The sequence below is a fragment of the Flavobacterium gillisiae genome, assembly GCF_900107635.1.
Lineage (GTDB): Bacteria > Bacteroidota > Bacteroidia > Flavobacteriales > Flavobacteriaceae > Flavobacterium > Flavobacterium gillisiae.
The window spans coordinates 81,579-99,704 of the sequence record NZ_FNRD01000010.1 but is presented as its reverse complement, the minus strand read 5'-3'; the positions used below and the strand labels follow the sequence as shown (position 1 = coordinate 99,704).

Here is an 18,126-nt window from a genome sequence, read left to right as displayed (position 1 = left end):
AATTTATCGTTTATCTACTGTTTTAAAATCTCTCAAAGGAGATCCAGTATATATTTGCCTTGGTCTTCCGATAGGCTCTTTGTTTTCACGCATTTCTTTCCATTGTGCAATCCAACCCGGTAAACGCCCAATAGCGAACATCACGGTAAACATATCAGTAGGAATTCCTAATGCTCTATAAATGATTCCAGAATAGAAATCTACATTTGGATATAAGCTTCTTGATTTGAAATATTCATCCTCTAGAGCCAATGCTTCTAATTTCTTTGCAATTGCAAGAATTGGATCATCAACACCTAAAGTTTCTAAAACTTCATCTGCCGCTTTTTTGATAATTTTAGCACGTGGATCAAAGTTTTTATAAACTCTATGACCAAAACCCATCAGTCTAAAAGGATCGTTTTTATCTTTGGCCTTAGCCATATATTTATCCGTGTCTCCTCCATTGTTATGGATTTCTTCTAGCATTTCAAGAACCGCTTGATTTGCTCCTCCATGTAGAGGTCCCCAAAGCGCAGAAACACCTGCTGAAATTGACGCGAATAATCCCGCATGAGAAGAACCAACCATTCTTACAGTAGATGTAGAACAGTTTTGTTCATGATCTGCATGAAGGATAAACAATTTATTTAATGCATCGATAACAATTGGACTTGCTTTATAAGGTCCTGTTGGTATTTCAAACATTAATTTCATGAAATTCTCTACATATCCTTTTGTGTTATCATAATAGTTTAAAGGATAACCCATGCTTTTTCTGTACGTCCATGTTGCAATTACTAGGAATTTCCCCATCGTCTTACAAACGGCGTGATACATTTCTTTTTCATTATCAACATTTACCGATTTAGGGTTAAATGCTGTTAAAGCACTAGTTAAAGCAGCTAAAACACCCATTGGATGCGCCGTTCTTGGAAAACCATCAATGATGCTTTTCATTTCTTCATTAACTAATGTATGTCTTCTAATATCGTCTTCAAATTGCTGCAACTGAACTGCAGTAGGCAACTCTCCAAAAATTAAAAGAAAAGATACTTCTAAAAAATCAGCTTTATCAGCTAATTCTTCAATTGAATACCCTCTGTAACGAAGTATTCCTAGTTCACCATCTAAGAAAGTGATTTTACTGGTACAAGAACCTGAATTTTTATACCCTGGGTCAAGAGTGATTACCCCAGTTAAATCTCGTAATTTGTTAATATCGATAGCTTCTTCGTTTTCGCTTCCTTCTACAACTGGAAACTCATACCTCTTACCATCAATTTCTACTATAGCTGTTTTTGACATAATATTTTGAAAATAAAACTTTATATTTAATAATCTACCAAATCTAAGGATAATAACATTAAATAAAAAGCGAAATCGATAATGTTATTGTTAAATTCAACAAAAAAGCCACCCGAATAACTCGAATGGCTTTATATAAATAAAAATAATACTATTATTTTATCTTGAATGCTTTCTTTCCAGGGAAATACGCTGTATCACCAAGCTCTTCTTCTATTCTTAATAATTGATTGTATTTTGCCATACGATCAGAACGGGAAGCAGAACCTGTCTTAATTTGACCACAATTTAACGCAACTGCTAAATCAGCAATTGTATTGTCTTCTGTTTCTCCAGAACGATGTGACATTACAGAAGTATAACCTGCATTTTTAGCCATATTAACAGCAGCAATAGTCTCTGTTAATGTACCAATTTGGTTCACTTTTATCAAAATTGAATTAGCAATACCTCTTTCGATACCTGTAGACAAACGCTCTACATTGGTCACGAACAAATCATCTCCAACTAACTGAACTTTATCTCCAATTTTATCTGTAAGTAATTTCCATCCATCCCAGTCATTTTCATCCATACCGTCTTCGATAGAGATAATTGGGTATTTAGCAACCAATTCCGCTAAATAGTCAACTTGTTCAGCAGAAGATCTAATTTTACCAGTTTCACCTTCAAATTTAGAGTAATCGTATTTACCGTTTACATAAAATTCAGCAGCAGCACAATCTAAAGCGATCATGATTTCGTCACCAAACGTATATCCTGCATTTTCAACTGCTAATTTAATTGTATCCAAAGCATCTTCCGTACCACCAGCTAATGTTGGCGCGAAACCACCTTCATCACCTACAGCCGTACTCAAACCTCTATCATGTAATACTTTTTTCAAACTATGAAAAATCTCTGTTCCCATTTGCATTGCATGAGTAAATGAAGTTGCCTTAACAGGAAAAATCATGAATTCTTGAAAAGCAATCGGTGCATCAGAATGTGAACCACCGTTGATGATATTCATCATTGGCACAGGCAATGTATTTGCAGAAACACCTCCTACATATCTATATAATGGCAAACCTAATTCATTAGCGGCTGCTTTTGCTACTGCAAGAGAAACACCTAAAATAGCATTTGCTCCTAACTTAGATTTGTTTGGCGTACCATCCAAATCAATCATCATTTGATCAATTACATTTTGTTCAAAAACAGACGTACCTAACAGTTCTTCAGCAATAATGGTATTAACATTTTTCACTGCATTCAAAACTCCTTTTCCTAAATAGGCTTTCCCTCCGTCACGTAATTCCACTGCTTCATGTTCTCCAGTTGAAGCTCCAGATGGAACTGCCGCTCTACCCAAAACACCATGTTCAGTAACTACATCTACTTCTATTGTAGGATTCCCTCTTGAATCGAAAATTTGTCTTGCGTGAATTTTGATAATAATACTCATATTACTTTATTTTAAATTTTAATAACACAAATATATTCTATCTTTTCTAATGATAATATGAAAATAATGAATCTTATTAACGAAAACGTTATAATTATATATAAATAAAAATTCTACCCTTGTTTTTATAGAAATAATATAGAACTCGTGCTTCTTTTTTAAGTAAAAAAGAAAAAATTTGACTCAATCATTCCAAAATCACCGAATAAAATAAATTAACAATGCTACCAATATTTATCATCAATGATTTAAATCGCCTTATCCAAAACCAATATTAACTAAAAAAGGATACTAACTTTAATTAAAAAGAAAGTATCCCTATAGTTTTTATCAAAAAAAAATATTTATATTATCCTTTAATATTTTCAATAAATTGATCGAATAAATAAGAGGAATCATGAGGTCCAGGACTTGCTTCAGGATGGTACTGAACTGAAAAACAATTTTTATGTTTCATTTTCATTCCTGCAACAGTTCCGTCATTTAAATGAACATGCGTAATTTCCATATCAGAATTGTTTTCCAACTCTTCTTTGTTCACTGCAAAACCATGATTCTGAGAAGTAATTTCACCTTTGCCAGAAATCAAATTCTTTACCGGATGATTTATTCCTCTGTGCCCATTAAACATTTTATATGTCGAAATTCCATTAGCTAAACCAATTACTTGATGACCTAAACAAATTCCAAATAATGGTTTGTTATTCTCCAGAATTTCTTTTGCCACTTGAATAGCTCCTGAAAGAGGTTCTGGATCACCAGGACCATTAGATAAGAAAAAACCATCAGGACTAAAAGAAGCTAAATCACTATATGTTGAGTCAAAAGGAAAAACCTTAATATAACAATCTCTTTTAGCAAGGTTACGTAGGATATTTGTTTTAATACCTAAGTCTAATGCTGCAATTTTGTAGGTAGCATTTTCATCACCATAGTAATATGCCTCCTTAGTAGAAACTTTTGACGCTAGTTCTAATCCTTTCATATCAGGAACATTTACCAAAGACTTCTTTAAATCCTCTACAGCAGTCCCGTCAGTACAAATAACAGCATTCATAGCCCCATTATCTCTAATGTAACTTACAAGCGCTCTAGTATCCACATCAGAGATACAAATAAGGTTTTGTTTAATGAAGTAATCCTCTAAGCTCTCTGAAGCATCTGCTCTAGAATAATTGAAACTAAAGTTTTTACAAACTAAACCTGATATTTTTATACCATCAGATTCTACTTCATTTTCATTTACGCCATAATTCCCAATATGAGCATTAGTGGCTACCATTATCTGCCCAAAATAAGACGGATCCGTAAAAATTTCTTGATAACCGGTCATTCCGGTATTAAAGCATACTTCTCCAAAAGTTGTTCCACTGATCCCTATTGATTTTCCGTGAAAAATGGTTCCATCACTTAGTAAAAGTATGGCGCTTTGTCGTGTTGTATATTTCATGAGTAGTTAAATATTGTGCAAATTTAATCCATTAATACAATGGATGCAAACTTTTAAAATTTTTTATAAAATAAAAGGAAAAGCTCGTCCTTATGGGCGCTTTTACTTAATAGAATGTAACAAAACAAACAGAATAGCAGAAAAATGTAAAGCCCTACATTCATTTGTTCGAAAAAAAGCAAAAAAAAAGGATAAACTATTACTAGTTTATCCTTAAATTTTATTGAATAATTATCTTCATAATTACTCAGCTGCGTCTGTAGTTGTGTCAGCTTCAGCAACTGGAGCTTCTTCAGTAGCTTCATCTGCTTTTTTAGCTTTTCCACCACGACGGCTTTTTGCTTTTTTAACTTCTTTTTTACCACCATTGTAAAGTTCATTGAAATCTACAAGTTCGATCATTGCCATATCAGCATTATCTCCCAAACGATTTCCAACTTTAATGATACGAGTGTATCCACCTGGACGGTCTCCTACTTTAGCAGCTACGTCTCTGAACAAGTCAGTTACCGCATATTTACTACGTAAGTAAGCGAAACAAATACGACGGTTATGAGTCGTATCAGTTTTTGATTTTGTTATTAAAGGCTCAACAAATTGTTTAAGCGCTTTCGCTTTAGCAACAGTAGTGTTAATACGTTTGTGCTCAATAAGAGAACAAGCCATATTAGCTAACATAGATTTTCTATGCGCTGTTTGTCTGCTTAAGTGGTTGAATTTTTTTCCGTGTCTCATGACGTGTTTTTTTATACTTTCATCTTGATACTATCCGTTTTGGAGATCAAAATATGAAGTAATTTATTCTTTATCTAGTTTGTATTTCGCTAAATCCATTCCGAAGTTCAAATTTTTAATAGCCACTAGTTCATCTAGCTCAGTTAAAGATTTTTTACCAAAATTACGGAATTTCATTAGGTCATTTTTATTGAACGATACTAAATCTCCAAGTGTATCAACTTCAGCCGCTTTCAAACAATTTAATGCTCTTACAGATAAGTCCATATCAACAAGCTTAGTTTTAAGCAATTGTCTCATATGTAATGATTCCTCATCATACGATTCTGTTTGTGCGATCTCATCAGCCTCGAGTGTAATCCTTTCGTCAGAAAACAACATGAAATGGTGAATTAAAACTTTAGCAGCTTCAGTAAGCGCATCTTTTGGATTGATAGAACCATCAGTTTTTATTTCAAAAACTAATTTCTCATAATCTGTTTTTTGCTCTACACGGAAATTTTCAATTGAATATTTTACGTTTTTTACCGGAGTAAAAATAGAATCCGTAAAAATGGTTCCAATTGCAGCGTTCTGTTTTTTGTTCTCCTCTGCAGGAACATATCCTCTACCTTTTTCGATTGTTAAATCGAAGTTCAGTTTGATTTTTGGATCTAGATTACAGATAACAAGTTCTGGATTCAAAACTTGGAAACCTGAAATGAATTTTTGAAAATCACCAGCTGTCAATTGATCTTTACCTGAAACAGAAATAGTAACTGCCTCATTATCTATATCTTCAATTTGACGTTTGAAACGTACTTGTTTAAGATTAAGAATAATTTCGGTAACATCTTCAACAACTCCTGAGATAGTAGAAAACTCATGATCTACACCTTCAATGCGAACGGATGTAATTGCATAACCTTCTAATGCTGAAAGCAAAACTCTTCTAAGTGCATTACCAACGGTCAATCCGTATCCTGGTTCTAAAGGTCTAAATTCAAATTTACCTTCAAAATCGGTTGAATCGATCATGATAACTTTATCGGGCTTCTGAAAATTAAATATTGCCATAAATTTCGACTAAGTCAATTATTATTTGTTGTACAACTCTACGATTAACTGTTCTTTAATGTTTTCTGGAATTTGAAGTCTAGCCGGTACAGAAACGAAAGTACCTTCTTTAACGTCATTATTCCAAGTAATCCATTCATAAACATGACTTGAATTAGATAAAGAACGTTCGATAGCCTCTAATGATTTAGATTTTTCACGAACTCCTACTTTATCACCAGGTTTAAGGTGGTAAGAAGCGATATTTACAACATCACCATTAACGGTAACGTGTCTGTGAGATACAAGTTGTCTAGCGCCTCTTCTAGAAGGAGCGATACCCATTCTAAATACTACGTTATCTAATCTTGCTTCACATAATTGTAAAAGAACTTCACCAGTAACACCTTTAGTAGCTGATGCTTTTTTAAATAAACCTCTGAATTGTTTTTCTAAAATTCCATAAGAATATTTAGCCTTTTGCTTCTCCATTAACTGGATTGCATATTCAGATTTTTTACCTCTTTTTTTAGCCATTCCGTGTTGCCCAGGTGGGTAACTTCTTCTTTCGAATGCTTTGTCATCTCCGAATATTGCTTCGCCAAATTTACGAGCAATTCTAGTTTTTGGACCAGTATATCTTGCCATTTCTAAAAATTTTATTAAGGTAGAGATTATGAATTCAGGTCATATCCTTCGATAATCGTTTATTCTACCTAGTTATACTTAAATATATTATTAAACTCTACGTCTTTTAGGAGGACGACATCCATTGTGAGGCATTGGAGTAACATCGATAATCTCAGTTACTTCGATTCCACCGTTATGCAAAGAACGAATCGCAGACTCACGTCCGTTTCCTGGTCCTTTTACATAAACTTTCACTTTTTTAAGTCCTGCTTCAATAGCTACTTTACTACAATCTTCTGCTGCCATTTGGGCTGCGTATGGAGTGTTCTTTTTAGAACCTCTAAAACCCATTTTACCAGCTGAAGACCAAGAAATAACTTCACCTTTTTTGTTTGTCAAAGAAATAATGATGTTATTGAAGGTAGCAGAAATATGAGCTTCTCCCGTTGATTCAACGATAACTTTACGTTTTTTTGCAGTTGCTTTAGCCATATTACTTATTATTTAGTTGCTTTTTTCTTGTTGGCAACAGTTTTTCTTTTACCTTTTCTTGTTCTAGAGTTGTTTTTAGTTCTTTGTCCTCTTAAAGGAAGACCAGTTCTATGACGGATACCTCTGTAACAACCAATATCCATTAAACGTTTGATGTTCAAAGAAACTTCAGAACGCAATTCTCCTTCAATTTTGAATTCTGATACTGCTTCACGAATTGCTCCGATCTCATCATCATTCCAATCTTGAACTTTTTTATCTTGGCTAACTTGAGCTTTTTCTAAAATCTCAATAGCTCTACTATTTCCTAATCCGAAGATATAGGTAAGTGCTATAACACCTCTCTTGTTTTTCGGGATATCTACCCCTGCTATTCTTGCCATAATTATCCTTGTCTTTGTTTAAATCTAGGATTCTTTTTGTTTATAACGTACAATATCCCTTTTCTACGCACAATCTTGCACTCGGGACTTCTCTTTTTTACTGATGCTCTAACTTTCATTGTGAATATCCTTTAATATCTATAAGTAATTCTTGCTTTTGACAAATCGTATGGGCTCATTTCTAGTTTCACTTTATCACCAGGTAATAATTTGATATAATGCATACGCATCTTTCCAGATATATGAGCAATTACGATATGTCCATTTTCTAACTCTACACGGAACATCGCATTTGATAATGCTTCAATTATGGATCCGTCTTGTTCTATTGCTGATTGTTTTGCCATAAGATTAAGCTACTGCTTTTCTATTTTTTCCACTCTTCATTAAACCGTCATAATGTTTGTTTAACAAGTATGAATTAATTTGTTGAATTGTATCTATGGCAACACCAACCATAATTATTAATGAGGTACCCCCAAAAAACATTGCCCAAGATTGTTGAACATCCATAAGACTTACAATAATCGCTGGGAACACAGCTATTAGAGCTAGAAATAAAGATCCTGGGAAAGTTATCAAAGACATCACTTTGTCAAGAAAATCTGAAGTCTCTACACCTGGTCTAATACCTGGAATAAATCCTCCACTTCTTTTCAAATCATCTGACATCTTATTAGTAGGAACTGTAATTGCAGTATAAAAGAAAGTAAATACAACTATTAAAGTTGCAAAAACAAGGTTATACCAAAAACCGAACATATTACTAAAAGCGCCAACAACTGATTGCGATGCATCTGATTTAGACAACCCAGCCACAGCAGCAGGAATGAACATGATAGCTTGAGCAAAGATAATAGGCATAACTCCAGAAGCATTAAGCTTTAATGGAATCCATTGTCTATTACCACCCATCATATCTTGTTCAAAATCACCTGACGTAGTACGACGAGCGTACTGTACTGGTATCTTTCTAATTGCCATAGTTAATAAAACACAGGCAACAATAACTAAAAGCCATATAATAATTTCGATAACCAATAACATTGGTCCACCGTTGTTATTCGTAACTCTAGTAGTAAATTCCTGTATAAATGCTTGAGGAAATCTAGCAAGTATACCTACCATAATTAAAAGCGAAATACCATTTCCAATTCCTTTATCAGTTATTTTTTCTCCTAACCACATGGCAAATATTGTACCTGTAACTAAGATAATCACTGAAGAAAATAAGAATTCAAAAGAATTAAACCCTAATAAAAATGCACTACTAGGTAAAGTTCTATATAGATTGTAGATGTAAGTTGGCCCTTGTACTAGTGTAATAACAATAGTCAACCAACGAGTTATCTGATTAATCTTTTTTCTACCACTCTCACCATCGTTTTGAAGCTTTTGCAAATAAGGAATAGCAATTCCCATAAGCTGAACAACAATAGAAGCCGAAATGTAAGGCATAATTCCTAAAGCAAAAACTGACGCTTTAGAGAATGCACCACCAGTAAACATATCTAGGATAGATCCAATACCACTTTTGGTTTGTCCCGCTAAACTATTTAATTGTGTTGCATCAATTCCCGGAAGCGTAACATGTGCTCCAAAACGATAAACTAAAAGCAGACCTAACGTAATTAGGATTCTGTTTTTTAGTTCCTCGATTTTCCAAACATTACTTATTGATTCAATAAATTTCTTCATATTAATTGAAAAATTACATTGTTACAGCTTCTCCTCCAGCAGCTTCAATAGCAGCTTTTGCAGTAGCAGTAAATTTGTGAGCAGTTACTTTTAATTTTGCTTTCAATTCTCCTCTTCCTAAAATCTTAACGATTTCATTCTTAGTAGCTAAACGGTTTGCAACATAAGTTGTCATATCGACAGCATCAGTTACAATTCCATTATCTACTAACAATTGAAGTGTATCAAGATTCACACCTTCGTATTCTTTACGATTGATGTTTGTAAAACCAAACTTAGGCACACGTCTTTGAAGTGGCATTTGCCCTCCTTCAAAACCAATCTTTTTAGAATAACCAGAACGAGATTTTTGTCCGTTGTGACCTCTTGACGAAGTACCACCTTTTCCAGAACCTTCTCCTCTACCTAATCTCTTATTTTGACTGTGTGTTGAACCCTCAGCTGGTTGTAAGTTACTTAAATTCATAACAGTATTTGTTATTTAGTTTCCTCTACAGAAACTAAGTGTTTAACTTTGTTTATCATCCCAAGGATTGTAGGGTTTGAATCATGCTCTACAATTTGTCCCATTTTACGTAGACCTAAAGCTTCCAATCCTCTTTTTTGAGTAAGAGGACAGTTGATTTTACTTCTAACTTGTTTTACTAATAATTTAGCCATAATTTCCTTGAATTAACCTTTAAAAACTTTTTCTAAAGAAACTCCTCTTTGTTTTGCAACACTATAGGCGCTTCTCATTTGTAACAACGCATCAAAAGTTGCCTTAACTACGTTGTGAGGGTTTGATGATCCTTGAGATTTCGATAATACATCGTGAATCCCAACTGACTCAAGAACTGAACGAACAGCTCCACCTGCAATAACTCCTGTACCATGAGAGGCAGGAATTAAAAATACACGAGCTCCACCAAACTTACCTTTTTGTTCGTGTGGTACTGATTGTCCATTCAAAGGAATTTTTACTAGATTTTTCTTAGCATCTTCTACTGCTTTCGCAATTGCTTCAGAAACATCTTTAGATTTCCCTAATCCATGACCTACAACACCATTTTCATCACCTACAACTACAATAGCAGAAAAACCGAAAGCTCTACCACCCTTTGTAACTTTAGTAACACGATTAACACTCACCAAACGATCTTTTAATTCAAGACCACTTGGTTTTACCAACTCTACATTCTTGTATTTATTAGACATAATATATTAGAATTTAAGTCCAGCCGCTCTCGCGCCTTCTGCTAATGATTTAATACGACCGTGATACAAGTAACCTCCTCTATCGAATGTTACAACTTCTATCCCAGCTTTTAACGCTTTCTCTGCTACAAGTTTTCCAACTGCAATAGCAACCTCTACGTTAGTACCTTTTCCTATTTCTTTTTCTCTTGAAGAAGCAGCCAAAATAGTAACTCCGTTTACGTCATCAATAAGTTGAGCATAAATTTCTTTGTTACTTCTAAATACAGATAGTCTTGGATTTGTAGCAGAACCACTAATCGTCTTTCTAATTCTGAATCTAATTCTCTGTCTTCTTTCAGGTTTTGATAATGACATAATCTTATTTTTTAAGCTGATTTACCTGCTTTTCTTCTTAATACTTCACCCACAAATTTAACTCCTTTTCCTTTGTACGGCTCAGGCTTACGAAAAGCTCTAATTTTTGCCGCAACTTGACCTAAAAGTTGTTTGTCAAACGATGTAAGTTTAACAATTGGGTTTTTACCTTTTTCAGATATAGTTTCTAAAGTTACTTCAGCAGCAACTTGCAAAACGATATTGTGAGAATATCCAAGAGCTAAATCTAATTTTTGTCCTTGATTCGAAGCTCTATAACCAACTCCTACCAATTCCAACGATTTTGTAAAACCATCTGTTACACCGATAATCATGTTATTGATTAAAGATCTGTACAAACCGTGTTTTGCTCTTTGGTCTTTGTGATCAGACGATCTGTCTACTTGAACTTGACCGTCTTCAACTGTAACAGTTACGTCCGAAAACTCCTGTGTAAGTTGACCATTTTTTCCTTTTACTGTAATAATACCATCTTTAACTTCTACAGTTACTCCAGCAGGGATTACAATTGGGCTTTTACCTATTCTTGACATCTTATAGTCTATTTATTAGTATACGTAACAAATTACTTCACCACCAACATTCAATTGTTTTGCTTTTTTTCCTGTCATCAATCCTTTTGATGTAGAAACAATAGCAATACCTAATCCGTTAAGGATTCTTGGAATGGTTGAAGAACTTGAATATTTACGTAAACCTGGTTTACTAATTCTTTGGATATCTTTTATTACTGACTCTTTAGTATCTTTATCATACTTCAAAGCAATTTTGATTGAACCCTGAACAGCGTTGTCTTCAAATTTGTAACTTAAGATATAACCTTGATCAAATAAGATCTTAGTTATTTCTTTTTTTAGATTAGATGCAGGGATCTCAACAACTTTGTGGTTTGCAGCCACAGCGTTTCTAACCCTTGTTAAATAATCTGCAATAGGATCTGTATACATATGTATAAATTTGCGGTTATGGTTTTCTTCAGACCTTCTGAAGAACCTTTAACCAATTAAAATTAATTTTTTACCAACTGGCTTTTTTAACCCCTGGTATCAATCCGTTATTTGCCATTTCACGAAATGTAACACGTGAAACACCAAATTGACGCATATAACCTCTAGGTCTACCTGTAATTTTACATCTGTTGTGTAAACGAACAGGTGAAGCGTTTTTAGGTAATTTCTGCAAACCTACGAAATCTCCAGCCTCTAACAAAGCTTTTCTTTTCTCAGCATACTTAGCTACCGTTTTTTCTCTCTTCACCTCACGGGCTTTCATTGATTCTTTAGCCATATCTTAATTCTTTTTAAAAGGTAATCCTAATTCAGCCAATAATGACTTTGCTTCCTTATCTGTTTTTGCAGTAGTTACAAAAGAGATATCCATACCTGATATTTTGTTTACTTTATCAATGTCAATTTCTGGGAAAATGATTTGTTCTAAAACCCCAAGGTTATAGTTTCCTCTTCCGTCAAAACCTGTAGCTTTTATACCACTGAAATCTCTAACACGTGGCAAAGCAGAAGTAATAAGTCTATCTAAAAACTCATACATTCTTTCTCCACGTAAAGTAACTTTAGCACCAATCGGCATTCCTTTTCTCAATTTGAAAGATGCAACATCTTTCTTTGAAATTGTAGATATAGCTTTTTGTCCAGTTATCTTTGTTAATTCATCAACTGCATAGTCGATTAATTTTTTATCAGAAACTGCTGCTCCAACTCCACGGCTCAAAACGATTTTTTCCAATTTTGGAACTTGCATTACGTTTGTGTATCCGTACTCCTCTTTAAGAGCAGATATTACTCTGTTCTTATATTCTTCTTTTAGTCTAGGTGTATACTCCATTACTATAGTACTTGATTAGATTTTTTCGAAAATCTTACTTTCTTATCTCCTTCAACTCTAATTCCAACTCTAGTTGCTTCCTTAGTTTTAGGATCAATTAGAGATATATTAGATATTTGAATAGCAGCTTCTTTTTTTACAATACCACCTTGAGGGCTTTTTGCACTTGGTTTCGTGTGTTTTGAAACCATGTTTACACCTTCAACAATAGCTTTGTTTTTCTCGCGGTCAACACGTAATACTTTACCTTCTGAACCTTTATGGTCACCAGCAATTACTCTTACAATGTCTCCAGTTTTTATTTTTAGCTTTATCATCTTAAAACGAATTAAAGCACTTCAGGTGCTAATGATACAATTTTCATGAATTGTTTTTCACGAAGTTCTCTTGCTACCGGTCCAAAAACACGAGTTCCTCTCATTTCCCCTGCAGCGTTCAAAAGAACACATGCATTGTCATCGAAACGGATATAAGAACCATCGGCTCTTCTCACTTCTTTTCTGGTACGTACAACAACTGCAGTTGAAACAGCTCCTTTTTTAACGCTTCCGTTAGGAGTTGTATCTTTGATAGAAACTACAATCTTGTCACCAACAGAAGCATACCTTCTTTTGGTACCTCCTAAAACACGGATAGTTAAAACTTCTTTAGCTCCTGTGTTATCTGCTACTTTTAGTCTTGATTCTTGTTGTACCATAATTATTTAGCTCTTTCTAGGATTTCAACTAACCTCCAACATTTAGTTTTACTTAAAGGACGCGTTTCGCTAATCCTTACAGTATCCCCAACGTTACAGTCGTTCGTTTCGTCGTGTGCATGATACTTTTTAGTTTTCAACACGAACTTACCGTATAACGGGTGTTTTACTTTACGCACTTCTGCAACAACAATAGATTTATCCATTTTGTCCGAAGTTACAACACCAACTCTTTCTTTTCTTAAATTTCTTTTTTCTTCCATCTTTCAGCAGATTACAATTGTTGCAATTCTCTTTTAGTTAGCTCTGTAGCTAATCTTGCAATTGTTCTTCTTACACCTCTAATTTGAAGTGGGTTCTCAATTGGCGATATAGCATGAGCCATTTTTAGGTCAGCATATGTTTTCTTAGTCAAACTAAGCTTCTCTTGCAACTCCGCTGCAGAAAGATCTTTTATTTCTGATTGTTTCATAATATAATATAGATTATGCTTCGAAATCTCTAGCAACTACGAATTTAGTTTTTACTGGAAGCTTTTGAGCTGCAAGACGTAACGCCTCTTTTGCAACTGACAAAGGAACTCCTCCAACTTCAAACATAATTCTTCCGGGTTTAACAACGGCAGCCCAATACTCAACTGCACCTTTACCTTTACCCATACGTACCTCAAGAGGTTTCTTAGTAATTGGTTTGTCTGGAAATATTTTGATCCATAATTGTCCCTCTCTTTTCATGAAACGAGTTGCAGCGATACGCGCAGCTTCAATTTGACGAGAAGTTAGAAACATTCCATCTTCATGTACAGATTTAATACCAAACATTCCATTAGAAAGTTCATGCCCTCTTCCAGAGTTCCCTTTCATTTTACCTTTTTGTACCTTACGGTATTTTGTTCTTTTAGGCTGTAACATTTTTCTTTAATTTAAAAATTACTTTCTTTTACGAGCGTCTGGTTTTCCACCTTTATTAAAGTTAGATTTCCCACGAGGAGAATCTCCACCTTTTCCGCCAGATTGTTTCTTGTCCATTCCAGCAAGCGGAGAAAGATCTCTCTTTCCGTAAACTTCACCTTTCATGATCCACACTTTGATACCCATTCTACCGTAAGTAGTATGCGCTTCAGCTAATGCATAATCAATATCGGCTCTGAAAGTTGATAAAGGAACTCTTCCTTCTTTGAAACCTTCTGAACGTGCCATCTCAGCACCATTCAAACGACCAGAAATCAAAACTTTGATACCTTCAGCGTTCATACGCATAGAAGCAGCAATAGCCATTTTGATTGCACGTCTGTAAGAAATACGGCTTTCGATTTGACGACAGATGCTTGTAGCAACTAGATACGCGTCAAGTTCAGGTCTTTTGATTTCAAAGATGTTGATTTGAACCTCTTTGTCAGTAATTTTCTTAAGTTCTTCTTTTAACTTGTCTACCTCTTGTCCACCTTTTCCGATAATGATACCAGGTCTAGCAGTAGTGATAGTAACGGTTACAAGTTTCAAAGTTCTCTCGATGATTACTTTTGATACACTAGCTTTTGATAAACGAGCATGGATATACTTTCTGATTTTGTGATCTTCGGCAAGTTTATCACCATAATCATTTCCACCATACCAGTTTGAGTCCCATCCTCTGATGATACCAAGTCTATTTCCAATTGGATTTGTCTTTTGTCCCATCTTGTATTAAATTGCTTGTGTGTTATTAATAGATCCTAACACGATTGTAACGTGGTTAGAACGTTTTCTTATTCTGTGTGCACGACCCTGTGGAGCTGGACGAAGTCTTTTCAACATCATTCCACCATCTACTGTAATCGTTTTAACAAATAAACCTGCTTCTTCCATATTAGCATCAGGGTTTTTTGCTTGCCAGTTGGCAATAACAGATAAAACCAATTTCTCTAATTTTCTTGAAGCTTCTTTAGAACTAAATCTTAAGATGTTTAATGCTCTCTCTACCTTCTGACCTCTTACCAAGTCCGCTACTAAGCGCATTTTTCTAGGTGAAGTAGGGCAGTTATTCAATTTTGCGAAAGCAATAGACTTATTAGCCTCTTTTCTCGCATCTGCTGTTTCTCTTTTACGAACTCCCATTGCTTCTTATTTTTTACCTTTATTTTTTGCTCCAGCATGACCTCTAAAAGATCTAGTTGGTGAAAACTCTCCTAATTTGTGACCTACCATGTTTTCTGTTACGTAAACTGGTACAAATTGACGACCGTTATGAACTGCGATAGTTTGCCCAACAAAGTCTGGAGTAATCATTGAAGCTCTAGACCATGTCTTTACAACTCCTTTATTTCCACCTGCGATGTTTTCTTGAACTTTCTTGTCTAACTTATAATGAACGAAAGGTCCTTTTTTTAATGAACGTGCCATATCTTATTATTTCTTTCTACGTTCTACGATATACTTGTTACTCGGGTTTTTCTTAGAACGAGTTCTATAACCTTTTGCTGGTATTCCATTTCTTGAACGTGGATGTCCACCAGAAGAACGTCCTTCACCACCACCCATTGGGTGATCGACAGGGTTCATTGCAACAGGTCTTGTTCTAGGTCTTCTACCTAACCATCTTGTTCTACCTGCTTTACCAGATACAACTAATTGGTGGTCTGAATTAGAAACAGCTCCAATTGTAGCAGCACAAGTTAACAAGATTAATCTTGTTTCACCTGAAGGCATTTTGATTGTTGCGTATTTCCCGTCTCTTGCCATTAATTGAGCAAAAGTTCCAGCAGAACGAGCAATTACTGCTCCTTGACCTGGTCTTAACTCAATACAAGAAATCACAGTTCCTAACGGAATTCTGCTTAACGGCAATGCATTACCAATTTCCGGTTGAGAATCTGGACCAGAAACTAATTTCTGACCAACTTTCAATCCGTTTTGAGCAATAACATAAGTTTTCTCACCATCAGCATAAGCTAACAATGCGATAAATGCAGTACGATTTGGATCATATTCAATTGACTTCACTGTCGCAGGAATTCCTTCCTTTGTTCTTTTGAAATCAATGATACGATATCTCTGCTTGTGACCACCACCCGTATAACGCATGGTCATCTTTCCTTGACTATTTCTACCTCCAGAGTTTTTTATCGGCGCTATCAAAGAGCGTTCCGGCTTATCAGTTGTAATGGCGTCATAACCATTCACAACTCTAAATCGCTGACCTGGGGTAATAGGTTTTAATTTTCTTACTGACATTTTTCTATCTTAGATATTGTTGTAAAAATCAATTGTTTCTCCGTCTTGTACTTGAACAATTGCTTTTTTAATTGCATTAGTCTTTCCACTGATTAAACCACTTTTAGTGTATTTTGTAGTTCTATCCGGTCTTACGTTCATCGTGTTAACACTCAAAATAGTCACACCATAAGCAGCTTCAATAGCTTTCTTAATCTCAACTTTATTTGCTTTTTTGTTAACAACGAATCCGAAGCGGTTTAAAACTTCACTTTCTTTGGTTACTTTTTCCGTTACTATAGGTTTAATTATGATACTCATATCCTATTATTTACTTAAATTTTCTTCAATTATCTCCAAAGAGCTTTCTAAAAGAACTAGGTTATTAGCATTTAATATAGCATAAGTACTTAATTCTAAGCTACTTACAACATTAGATGCCTTTAAATTGCGTGACGACAAATATACATTTTTATTCGTATCGCCCAACACAAATAGAGATTTTTTATTTTCTAACTCTAAAGCTTTCAAAACATTAATGAAATTTTTAGTGTTTGGTGTTTCAAATTTAAAGTCTTCAAGAACGATAATATTTGATTCTTTTGCTTTCATTGAGAATGCAGATTTTCTTGCTAAACGTTTCAAGTTTTTATTCAATTTGAATGAATAACTTCTTGGTCTAGGTCCAAAAACTGTTCCCCCACCTTTAAACAATGGATTCTTTGCACTACCCGCACGAGCAGTACCAGTTCCTTTTTGTTTTTTAATCTTACGTGTACTTCCCGCTACTTCAGCTCTTTCTTTAGCTTTGTGCGTTCCTTGTCTTTGATTAGCTAAATATTGCTTAACATCAAGGTATACAGCGTGATTATTTGGTTCAATTGCGAATACTGAATCAGAAAGTTCAACCTTTCTTCCAGTATCTTTTCCGTTGAAATCTAATACTTTTACTTCCATTACTTGTGAATGATTACATAAGAGTTGTTACATCCAGGAACACATCCTTTTATAACAAGTAGGTTCTTTTCAGTCACTACTTTTAAAACTCTAAGGTTTTGAACGTTTACATTTTCTCCTCCCATTCTTCCAGCCATACGCATTCCTTTGAATACTCTAGATGGATAAGAAGAAGCTCCTACAGAACCTGGGGCTCTTAAACGGTTATGTTGACCGTGAGTTGCTTGACCAACACCACCAAAACCGTGACGTTTTACAACCCCTTGAAAACCTTTACCTTTAGATACACCTTGTACATCTACAAATTCTCCTTCAACAAACATAGAAACATCTATAAGATCTCCTAGTTTTTGTTCTGTTGCAAAATTCTGGAATTCAACGACTTTTTTCTTAGCTACAGTTCCCGCTTTTTTAAAGTGACCTAAAGCCGCTTTTGTGGAATGTTTCTCGTTTTTGTCATCGAAACCTAGTTGCAACGCTTCGTACCCGTCAACACCAATGGTTCTGACTTGGGTAACAACACAAGGACCAGCTTCAATTACTGTACAAGGAATATTCTTCCCGTTTTCATCGAAAATACTAGTCATGCCGATTTTTCTACCAATTAACCCAGACATAAATATTAATTATTAATTATTAAATATAAAAATAGAACACATCATTTAAGTGGAACTCATTTTTAAAGTGGTGCAAAAGTATAACTTATT

General features: G+C 34.7%; 31 protein-coding genes. All 31 read right to left on the bottom strand.

Annotation, left to right across the window (positions count from 1 at the left end; translation table 11 throughout):
- Positions 1-3: 3 nt before the first annotated feature.
- The 31 genes from BLV35_RS14130 to rplC all read right to left on the bottom strand — a co-directional run bounded on the left by BLV35_RS14130 (position 4) and on the right by rplC (position 18,036).
- Positions 4-1,287 carry a citrate synthase gene (locus BLV35_RS14130; protein WP_091091626.1) on the bottom strand — a complete coding sequence of 428 codons (1,284 nt, stop codon included), beginning with the start codon at positions 1,285-1,287 and terminating at the stop codon, positions 4-6.
- 154 nt (positions 1,288-1,441) lie between these two features.
- Positions 1,442-2,734 (bottom strand): phosphopyruvate hydratase, encoded by a 1,293-nt coding sequence (eno, locus tag BLV35_RS14125; RefSeq protein ID WP_091091622.1) that lies wholly within the window; start codon positions 2,732-2,734, stop codon positions 1,442-1,444.
- A 349-nt stretch (positions 2,735-3,083) separates the two neighbouring features.
- Complete coding sequence (gene carA / locus BLV35_RS14120; protein WP_091091618.1) at positions 3,084-4,184, bottom strand: glutamine-hydrolyzing carbamoyl-phosphate synthase small subunit; 1,101 nt, start codon at positions 4,182-4,184, stop codon at positions 3,084-3,086.
- Positions 4,185-4,427: 243 nt separating this feature from the next.
- Positions 4,428-4,919 (bottom strand): 50S ribosomal protein L17, encoded by a 492-nt coding sequence (gene rplQ, locus BLV35_RS14115; protein WP_091091615.1) that lies wholly within the window; start codon positions 4,917-4,919, stop codon positions 4,428-4,430.
- Positions 4,920-4,982: 63 nt separating this feature from the next.
- Positions 4,983-5,975 (bottom strand): DNA-directed RNA polymerase subunit alpha, encoded by a 993-nt coding sequence (locus BLV35_RS14110; protein ID WP_074724330.1) that lies wholly within the window; start codon positions 5,973-5,975, stop codon positions 4,983-4,985.
- 21 nt (positions 5,976-5,996) lie between these two features.
- A complete protein-coding gene (rpsD, locus tag BLV35_RS14105) occupies positions 5,997-6,602 on the bottom strand; it encodes a 30S ribosomal protein S4 (protein ID WP_074724331.1) in 606 nt (201 codons plus the stop codon).
- A 90-nt stretch (positions 6,603-6,692) separates the two neighbouring features.
- Positions 6,693-7,076 carry a 30S ribosomal protein S11 gene (rpsK, locus tag BLV35_RS14100; RefSeq protein WP_007136543.1) on the bottom strand — a complete coding sequence of 128 codons (384 nt, stop codon included), beginning with the start codon at positions 7,074-7,076 and terminating at the stop codon, positions 6,693-6,695.
- Between the two features lie 8 nt (positions 7,077-7,084).
- Complete coding sequence (gene rpsM, locus BLV35_RS14095) at positions 7,085-7,459, bottom strand: 30S ribosomal protein S13 (RefSeq protein ID WP_074724332.1); 375 nt, start codon at positions 7,457-7,459, stop codon at positions 7,085-7,087.
- Between the two features lie 2 nt (positions 7,460-7,461).
- Positions 7,462-7,578: a type B 50S ribosomal protein L36 gene (ykgO, locus tag BLV35_RS14090; RefSeq protein WP_074724333.1), complete on the bottom strand. Its 117-nt coding sequence runs from the start codon at positions 7,576-7,578 to the stop codon at positions 7,462-7,464.
- Between the two features lie 12 nt (positions 7,579-7,590).
- Complete coding sequence (infA, locus tag BLV35_RS14085) at positions 7,591-7,806, bottom strand: translation initiation factor IF-1 (protein WP_007136545.1); 216 nt, start codon at positions 7,804-7,806, stop codon at positions 7,591-7,593.
- Positions 7,807-7,810: 4 nt separating this feature from the next.
- Positions 7,811-9,157, bottom strand: a complete 1,347-nt coding sequence (secY, locus tag BLV35_RS14080; protein ID WP_074724334.1) for a preprotein translocase subunit SecY — start codon at positions 9,155-9,157, stop codon at positions 7,811-7,813.
- A gap of 13 nt (positions 9,158-9,170) precedes the next feature.
- Positions 9,171-9,623, bottom strand: coding sequence for a 50S ribosomal protein L15 (gene rplO / locus BLV35_RS14075; protein ID WP_091091611.1), 453 nt, complete (start codon positions 9,621-9,623; stop codon positions 9,171-9,173).
- 11 nt (positions 9,624-9,634) lie between these two features.
- Positions 9,635-9,817, bottom strand: a complete 183-nt coding sequence (gene rpmD / locus BLV35_RS14070; RefSeq protein WP_073210382.1) for a 50S ribosomal protein L30 — start codon at positions 9,815-9,817, stop codon at positions 9,635-9,637.
- 12 nt (positions 9,818-9,829) lie between these two features.
- Positions 9,830-10,354: a 30S ribosomal protein S5 gene (gene rpsE, locus BLV35_RS14065; RefSeq protein WP_091091607.1), complete on the bottom strand. Its 525-nt coding sequence runs from the start codon at positions 10,352-10,354 to the stop codon at positions 9,830-9,832.
- 6 nt (positions 10,355-10,360) lie between these two features.
- On the bottom strand, positions 10,361-10,711 hold the full coding sequence (rplR, locus tag BLV35_RS14060) for a 50S ribosomal protein L18 (protein WP_091091603.1): 351 nt from the start codon (positions 10,709-10,711) through the stop codon (positions 10,361-10,363).
- An 11-nt stretch (positions 10,712-10,722) separates the two neighbouring features.
- Positions 10,723-11,265 carry a 50S ribosomal protein L6 gene (rplF, locus tag BLV35_RS14055; protein ID WP_091091600.1) on the bottom strand — a complete coding sequence of 181 codons (543 nt, stop codon included), beginning with the start codon at positions 11,263-11,265 and terminating at the stop codon, positions 10,723-10,725.
- Between the two features lie 15 nt (positions 11,266-11,280).
- Positions 11,281-11,679 (bottom strand): 30S ribosomal protein S8, encoded by a 399-nt coding sequence (gene rpsH / locus BLV35_RS14050; RefSeq protein WP_066081018.1) that lies wholly within the window; start codon positions 11,677-11,679, stop codon positions 11,281-11,283.
- 70 nt (positions 11,680-11,749) lie between these two features.
- Positions 11,750-12,019, bottom strand: coding sequence for a 30S ribosomal protein S14 (gene rpsN, locus BLV35_RS14045; RefSeq protein WP_074724338.1), 270 nt, complete (start codon positions 12,017-12,019; stop codon positions 11,750-11,752).
- A 3-nt stretch (positions 12,020-12,022) separates the two neighbouring features.
- Positions 12,023-12,574: a 50S ribosomal protein L5 gene (gene rplE / locus BLV35_RS14040; protein WP_074724339.1), complete on the bottom strand. Its 552-nt coding sequence runs from the start codon at positions 12,572-12,574 to the stop codon at positions 12,023-12,025.
- A 2-nt stretch (positions 12,575-12,576) separates the two neighbouring features.
- A complete protein-coding gene (gene rplX / locus BLV35_RS14035; RefSeq protein ID WP_091091597.1) occupies positions 12,577-12,891 on the bottom strand; it encodes a 50S ribosomal protein L24 in 315 nt (104 codons plus the stop codon).
- An 11-nt stretch (positions 12,892-12,902) separates the two neighbouring features.
- Positions 12,903-13,271: a 50S ribosomal protein L14 gene (gene rplN, locus BLV35_RS14030; RefSeq protein WP_007136556.1), complete on the bottom strand. Its 369-nt coding sequence runs from the start codon at positions 13,269-13,271 to the stop codon at positions 12,903-12,905.
- 2 nt (positions 13,272-13,273) lie between these two features.
- A complete protein-coding gene (gene rpsQ, locus BLV35_RS14025) occupies positions 13,274-13,534 on the bottom strand; it encodes a 30S ribosomal protein S17 (protein WP_091091594.1) in 261 nt (86 codons plus the stop codon).
- Positions 13,535-13,545: 11 nt separating this feature from the next.
- Positions 13,546-13,743, bottom strand: coding sequence for a 50S ribosomal protein L29 (gene rpmC / locus BLV35_RS14020; protein WP_091091590.1), 198 nt, complete (start codon positions 13,741-13,743; stop codon positions 13,546-13,548).
- A 13-nt stretch (positions 13,744-13,756) separates the two neighbouring features.
- The gene (gene rplP / locus BLV35_RS14015) at positions 13,757-14,182 is read right to left on the bottom strand and encodes a 50S ribosomal protein L16 (RefSeq protein WP_016989325.1); all 426 of its coding nucleotides are present in this window, start codon (positions 14,180-14,182) and stop codon (positions 13,757-13,759) included.
- An 18-nt stretch (positions 14,183-14,200) separates the two neighbouring features.
- The gene (gene rpsC, locus BLV35_RS14010; RefSeq protein ID WP_026707012.1) at positions 14,201-14,950 is read right to left on the bottom strand and encodes a 30S ribosomal protein S3; all 750 of its coding nucleotides are present in this window, start codon (positions 14,948-14,950) and stop codon (positions 14,201-14,203) included.
- A gap of 6 nt (positions 14,951-14,956) precedes the next feature.
- Entirely contained in the window at positions 14,957-15,367 is a 411-nt protein-coding gene (gene rplV / locus BLV35_RS14005) for a 50S ribosomal protein L22 (RefSeq protein WP_007136561.1), read from the bottom strand.
- Positions 15,368-15,373: 6 nt separating this feature from the next.
- A complete protein-coding gene (gene rpsS / locus BLV35_RS14000) occupies positions 15,374-15,652 on the bottom strand; it encodes a 30S ribosomal protein S19 (protein WP_007136562.1) in 279 nt (92 codons plus the stop codon).
- 6 nt (positions 15,653-15,658) lie between these two features.
- Positions 15,659-16,483, bottom strand: coding sequence for a 50S ribosomal protein L2 (rplB, locus tag BLV35_RS13995; protein ID WP_091091587.1), 825 nt, complete (start codon positions 16,481-16,483; stop codon positions 15,659-15,661).
- Positions 16,484-16,492: 9 nt separating this feature from the next.
- Positions 16,493-16,783: a 50S ribosomal protein L23 gene (gene rplW, locus BLV35_RS13990; protein ID WP_074724344.1), complete on the bottom strand. Its 291-nt coding sequence runs from the start codon at positions 16,781-16,783 to the stop codon at positions 16,493-16,495.
- Positions 16,784-16,789: 6 nt separating this feature from the next.
- A complete protein-coding gene (gene rplD / locus BLV35_RS13985; RefSeq protein ID WP_091091583.1) occupies positions 16,790-17,419 on the bottom strand; it encodes a 50S ribosomal protein L4 in 630 nt (209 codons plus the stop codon).
- Positions 17,419-18,036, bottom strand: a complete 618-nt coding sequence (gene rplC, locus BLV35_RS13980; protein ID WP_074724346.1) for a 50S ribosomal protein L3 — start codon at positions 18,034-18,036, stop codon at positions 17,419-17,421. Before rplC ends, rplD begins: the two co-directional genes overlap by 1 nt.
- Positions 18,037-18,126: the final 90 nt, after the last annotated feature.

Bases quoted from the DNA above. Each gene is read 5' to 3' on its own strand.
- BLV35_RS14130 (WP_091091626.1), bottom strand. From the start codon at position 1,287: ATGTCAAAAACAGCTATAGTAGAAATTGATGGTAAGAGGTATGAGTTT.
- eno (WP_091091622.1), bottom strand. From the start codon at position 2,734: ATGAGTATTATTATCAAAATTCACGCAAGACAAATTTTCGATTCAAGA.
- carA (WP_091091618.1), bottom strand. From the start codon at position 4,184: ATGAAATATACAACACGACAAAGCGCCATACTTTTACTAAGTGATGGA.
- rplQ (WP_091091615.1), bottom strand. From the start codon at position 4,919: ATGAGACACGGAAAAAAATTCAACCACTTAAGCAGACAAACAGCGCAT.
- BLV35_RS14110 (WP_074724330.1), bottom strand. From the start codon at position 5,975: ATGGCAATATTTAATTTTCAGAAGCCCGATAAAGTTATCATGATCGAT.
- rpsD (WP_074724331.1), bottom strand. From the start codon at position 6,602: ATGGCAAGATATACTGGTCCAAAAACTAGAATTGCTCGTAAATTTGGC.
- rpsK (WP_007136543.1), bottom strand. From the start codon at position 7,076: ATGGCTAAAGCAACTGCAAAAAAACGTAAAGTTATCGTTGAATCAACG.
- rpsM (WP_074724332.1), bottom strand. From the start codon at position 7,459: ATGGCAAGAATAGCAGGGGTAGATATCCCGAAAAACAAGAGAGGTGTT.
- ykgO (WP_074724333.1), bottom strand. From the start codon at position 7,578: ATGAAAGTTAGAGCATCAGTAAAAAAGAGAAGTCCCGAGTGCAAGATT.
- infA (WP_007136545.1), bottom strand. From the start codon at position 7,806: ATGGCAAAACAATCAGCAATAGAACAAGACGGATCCATAATTGAAGCA.
- secY (WP_074724334.1), bottom strand. From the start codon at position 9,157: ATGAAGAAATTTATTGAATCAATAAGTAATGTTTGGAAAATCGAGGAA.
- rplO (WP_091091611.1), bottom strand. From the start codon at position 9,623: ATGAATTTAAGTAACTTACAACCAGCTGAGGGTTCAACACACAGTCAA.
- rpmD (WP_073210382.1), bottom strand. From the start codon at position 9,817: ATGGCTAAATTATTAGTAAAACAAGTTAGAAGTAAAATCAACTGTCCT.
- rpsE (WP_091091607.1), bottom strand. From the start codon at position 10,354: ATGTCTAATAAATACAAGAATGTAGAGTTGGTAAAACCAAGTGGTCTT.
- rplR (WP_091091603.1), bottom strand. From the start codon at position 10,711: ATGTCATTATCAAAACCTGAAAGAAGACAGAGAATTAGATTCAGAATT.
- rplF (WP_091091600.1), bottom strand. From the start codon at position 11,265: ATGTCAAGAATAGGTAAAAGCCCAATTGTAATCCCTGCTGGAGTAACT.
- rpsH (WP_066081018.1), bottom strand. From the start codon at position 11,679: ATGTATACAGATCCTATTGCAGATTATTTAACAAGGGTTAGAAACGCT.
- rpsN (WP_074724338.1), bottom strand. From the start codon at position 12,019: ATGGCTAAAGAATCAATGAAAGCCCGTGAGGTGAAGAGAGAAAAAACG.
- rplE (WP_074724339.1), bottom strand. From the start codon at position 12,574: ATGGAGTATACACCTAGACTAAAAGAAGAATATAAGAACAGAGTAATA.
- rplX (WP_091091597.1), bottom strand. From the start codon at position 12,891: ATGATAAAGCTAAAAATAAAAACTGGAGACATTGTAAGAGTAATTGCT.
- rplN (WP_007136556.1), bottom strand. From the start codon at position 13,271: ATGGTACAACAAGAATCAAGACTAAAAGTAGCAGATAACACAGGAGCT.
- rpsQ (WP_091091594.1), bottom strand. From the start codon at position 13,534: ATGGAAGAAAAAAGAAATTTAAGAAAAGAAAGAGTTGGTGTTGTAACT.
- rpmC (WP_091091590.1), bottom strand. From the start codon at position 13,743: ATGAAACAATCAGAAATAAAAGATCTTTCTGCAGCGGAGTTGCAAGAG.
- rplP (WP_016989325.1), bottom strand. From the start codon at position 14,182: ATGTTACAGCCTAAAAGAACAAAATACCGTAAGGTACAAAAAGGTAAA.
- rpsC (WP_026707012.1), bottom strand. From the start codon at position 14,950: ATGGGACAAAAGACAAATCCAATTGGAAATAGACTTGGTATCATCAGA.
- rplV (WP_007136561.1), bottom strand. From the start codon at position 15,367: ATGGGAGTTCGTAAAAGAGAAACAGCAGATGCGAGAAAAGAGGCTAAT.
- rpsS (WP_007136562.1), bottom strand. From the start codon at position 15,652: ATGGCACGTTCATTAAAAAAAGGACCTTTCGTTCATTATAAGTTAGAC.
- rplB (WP_091091587.1), bottom strand. From the start codon at position 16,483: ATGTCAGTAAGAAAATTAAAACCTATTACCCCAGGTCAGCGATTTAGA.
- rplW (WP_074724344.1), bottom strand. From the start codon at position 16,783: ATGAGTATCATAATTAAACCTATAGTAACGGAAAAAGTAACCAAAGAA.
- rplD (WP_091091583.1), bottom strand. From the start codon at position 17,419: ATGGAAGTAAAAGTATTAGATTTCAACGGAAAAGATACTGGAAGAAAG.
- rplC (WP_074724346.1), bottom strand. From the start codon at position 18,036: ATGTCTGGGTTAATTGGTAGAAAAATCGGCATGACTAGTATTTTCGAT.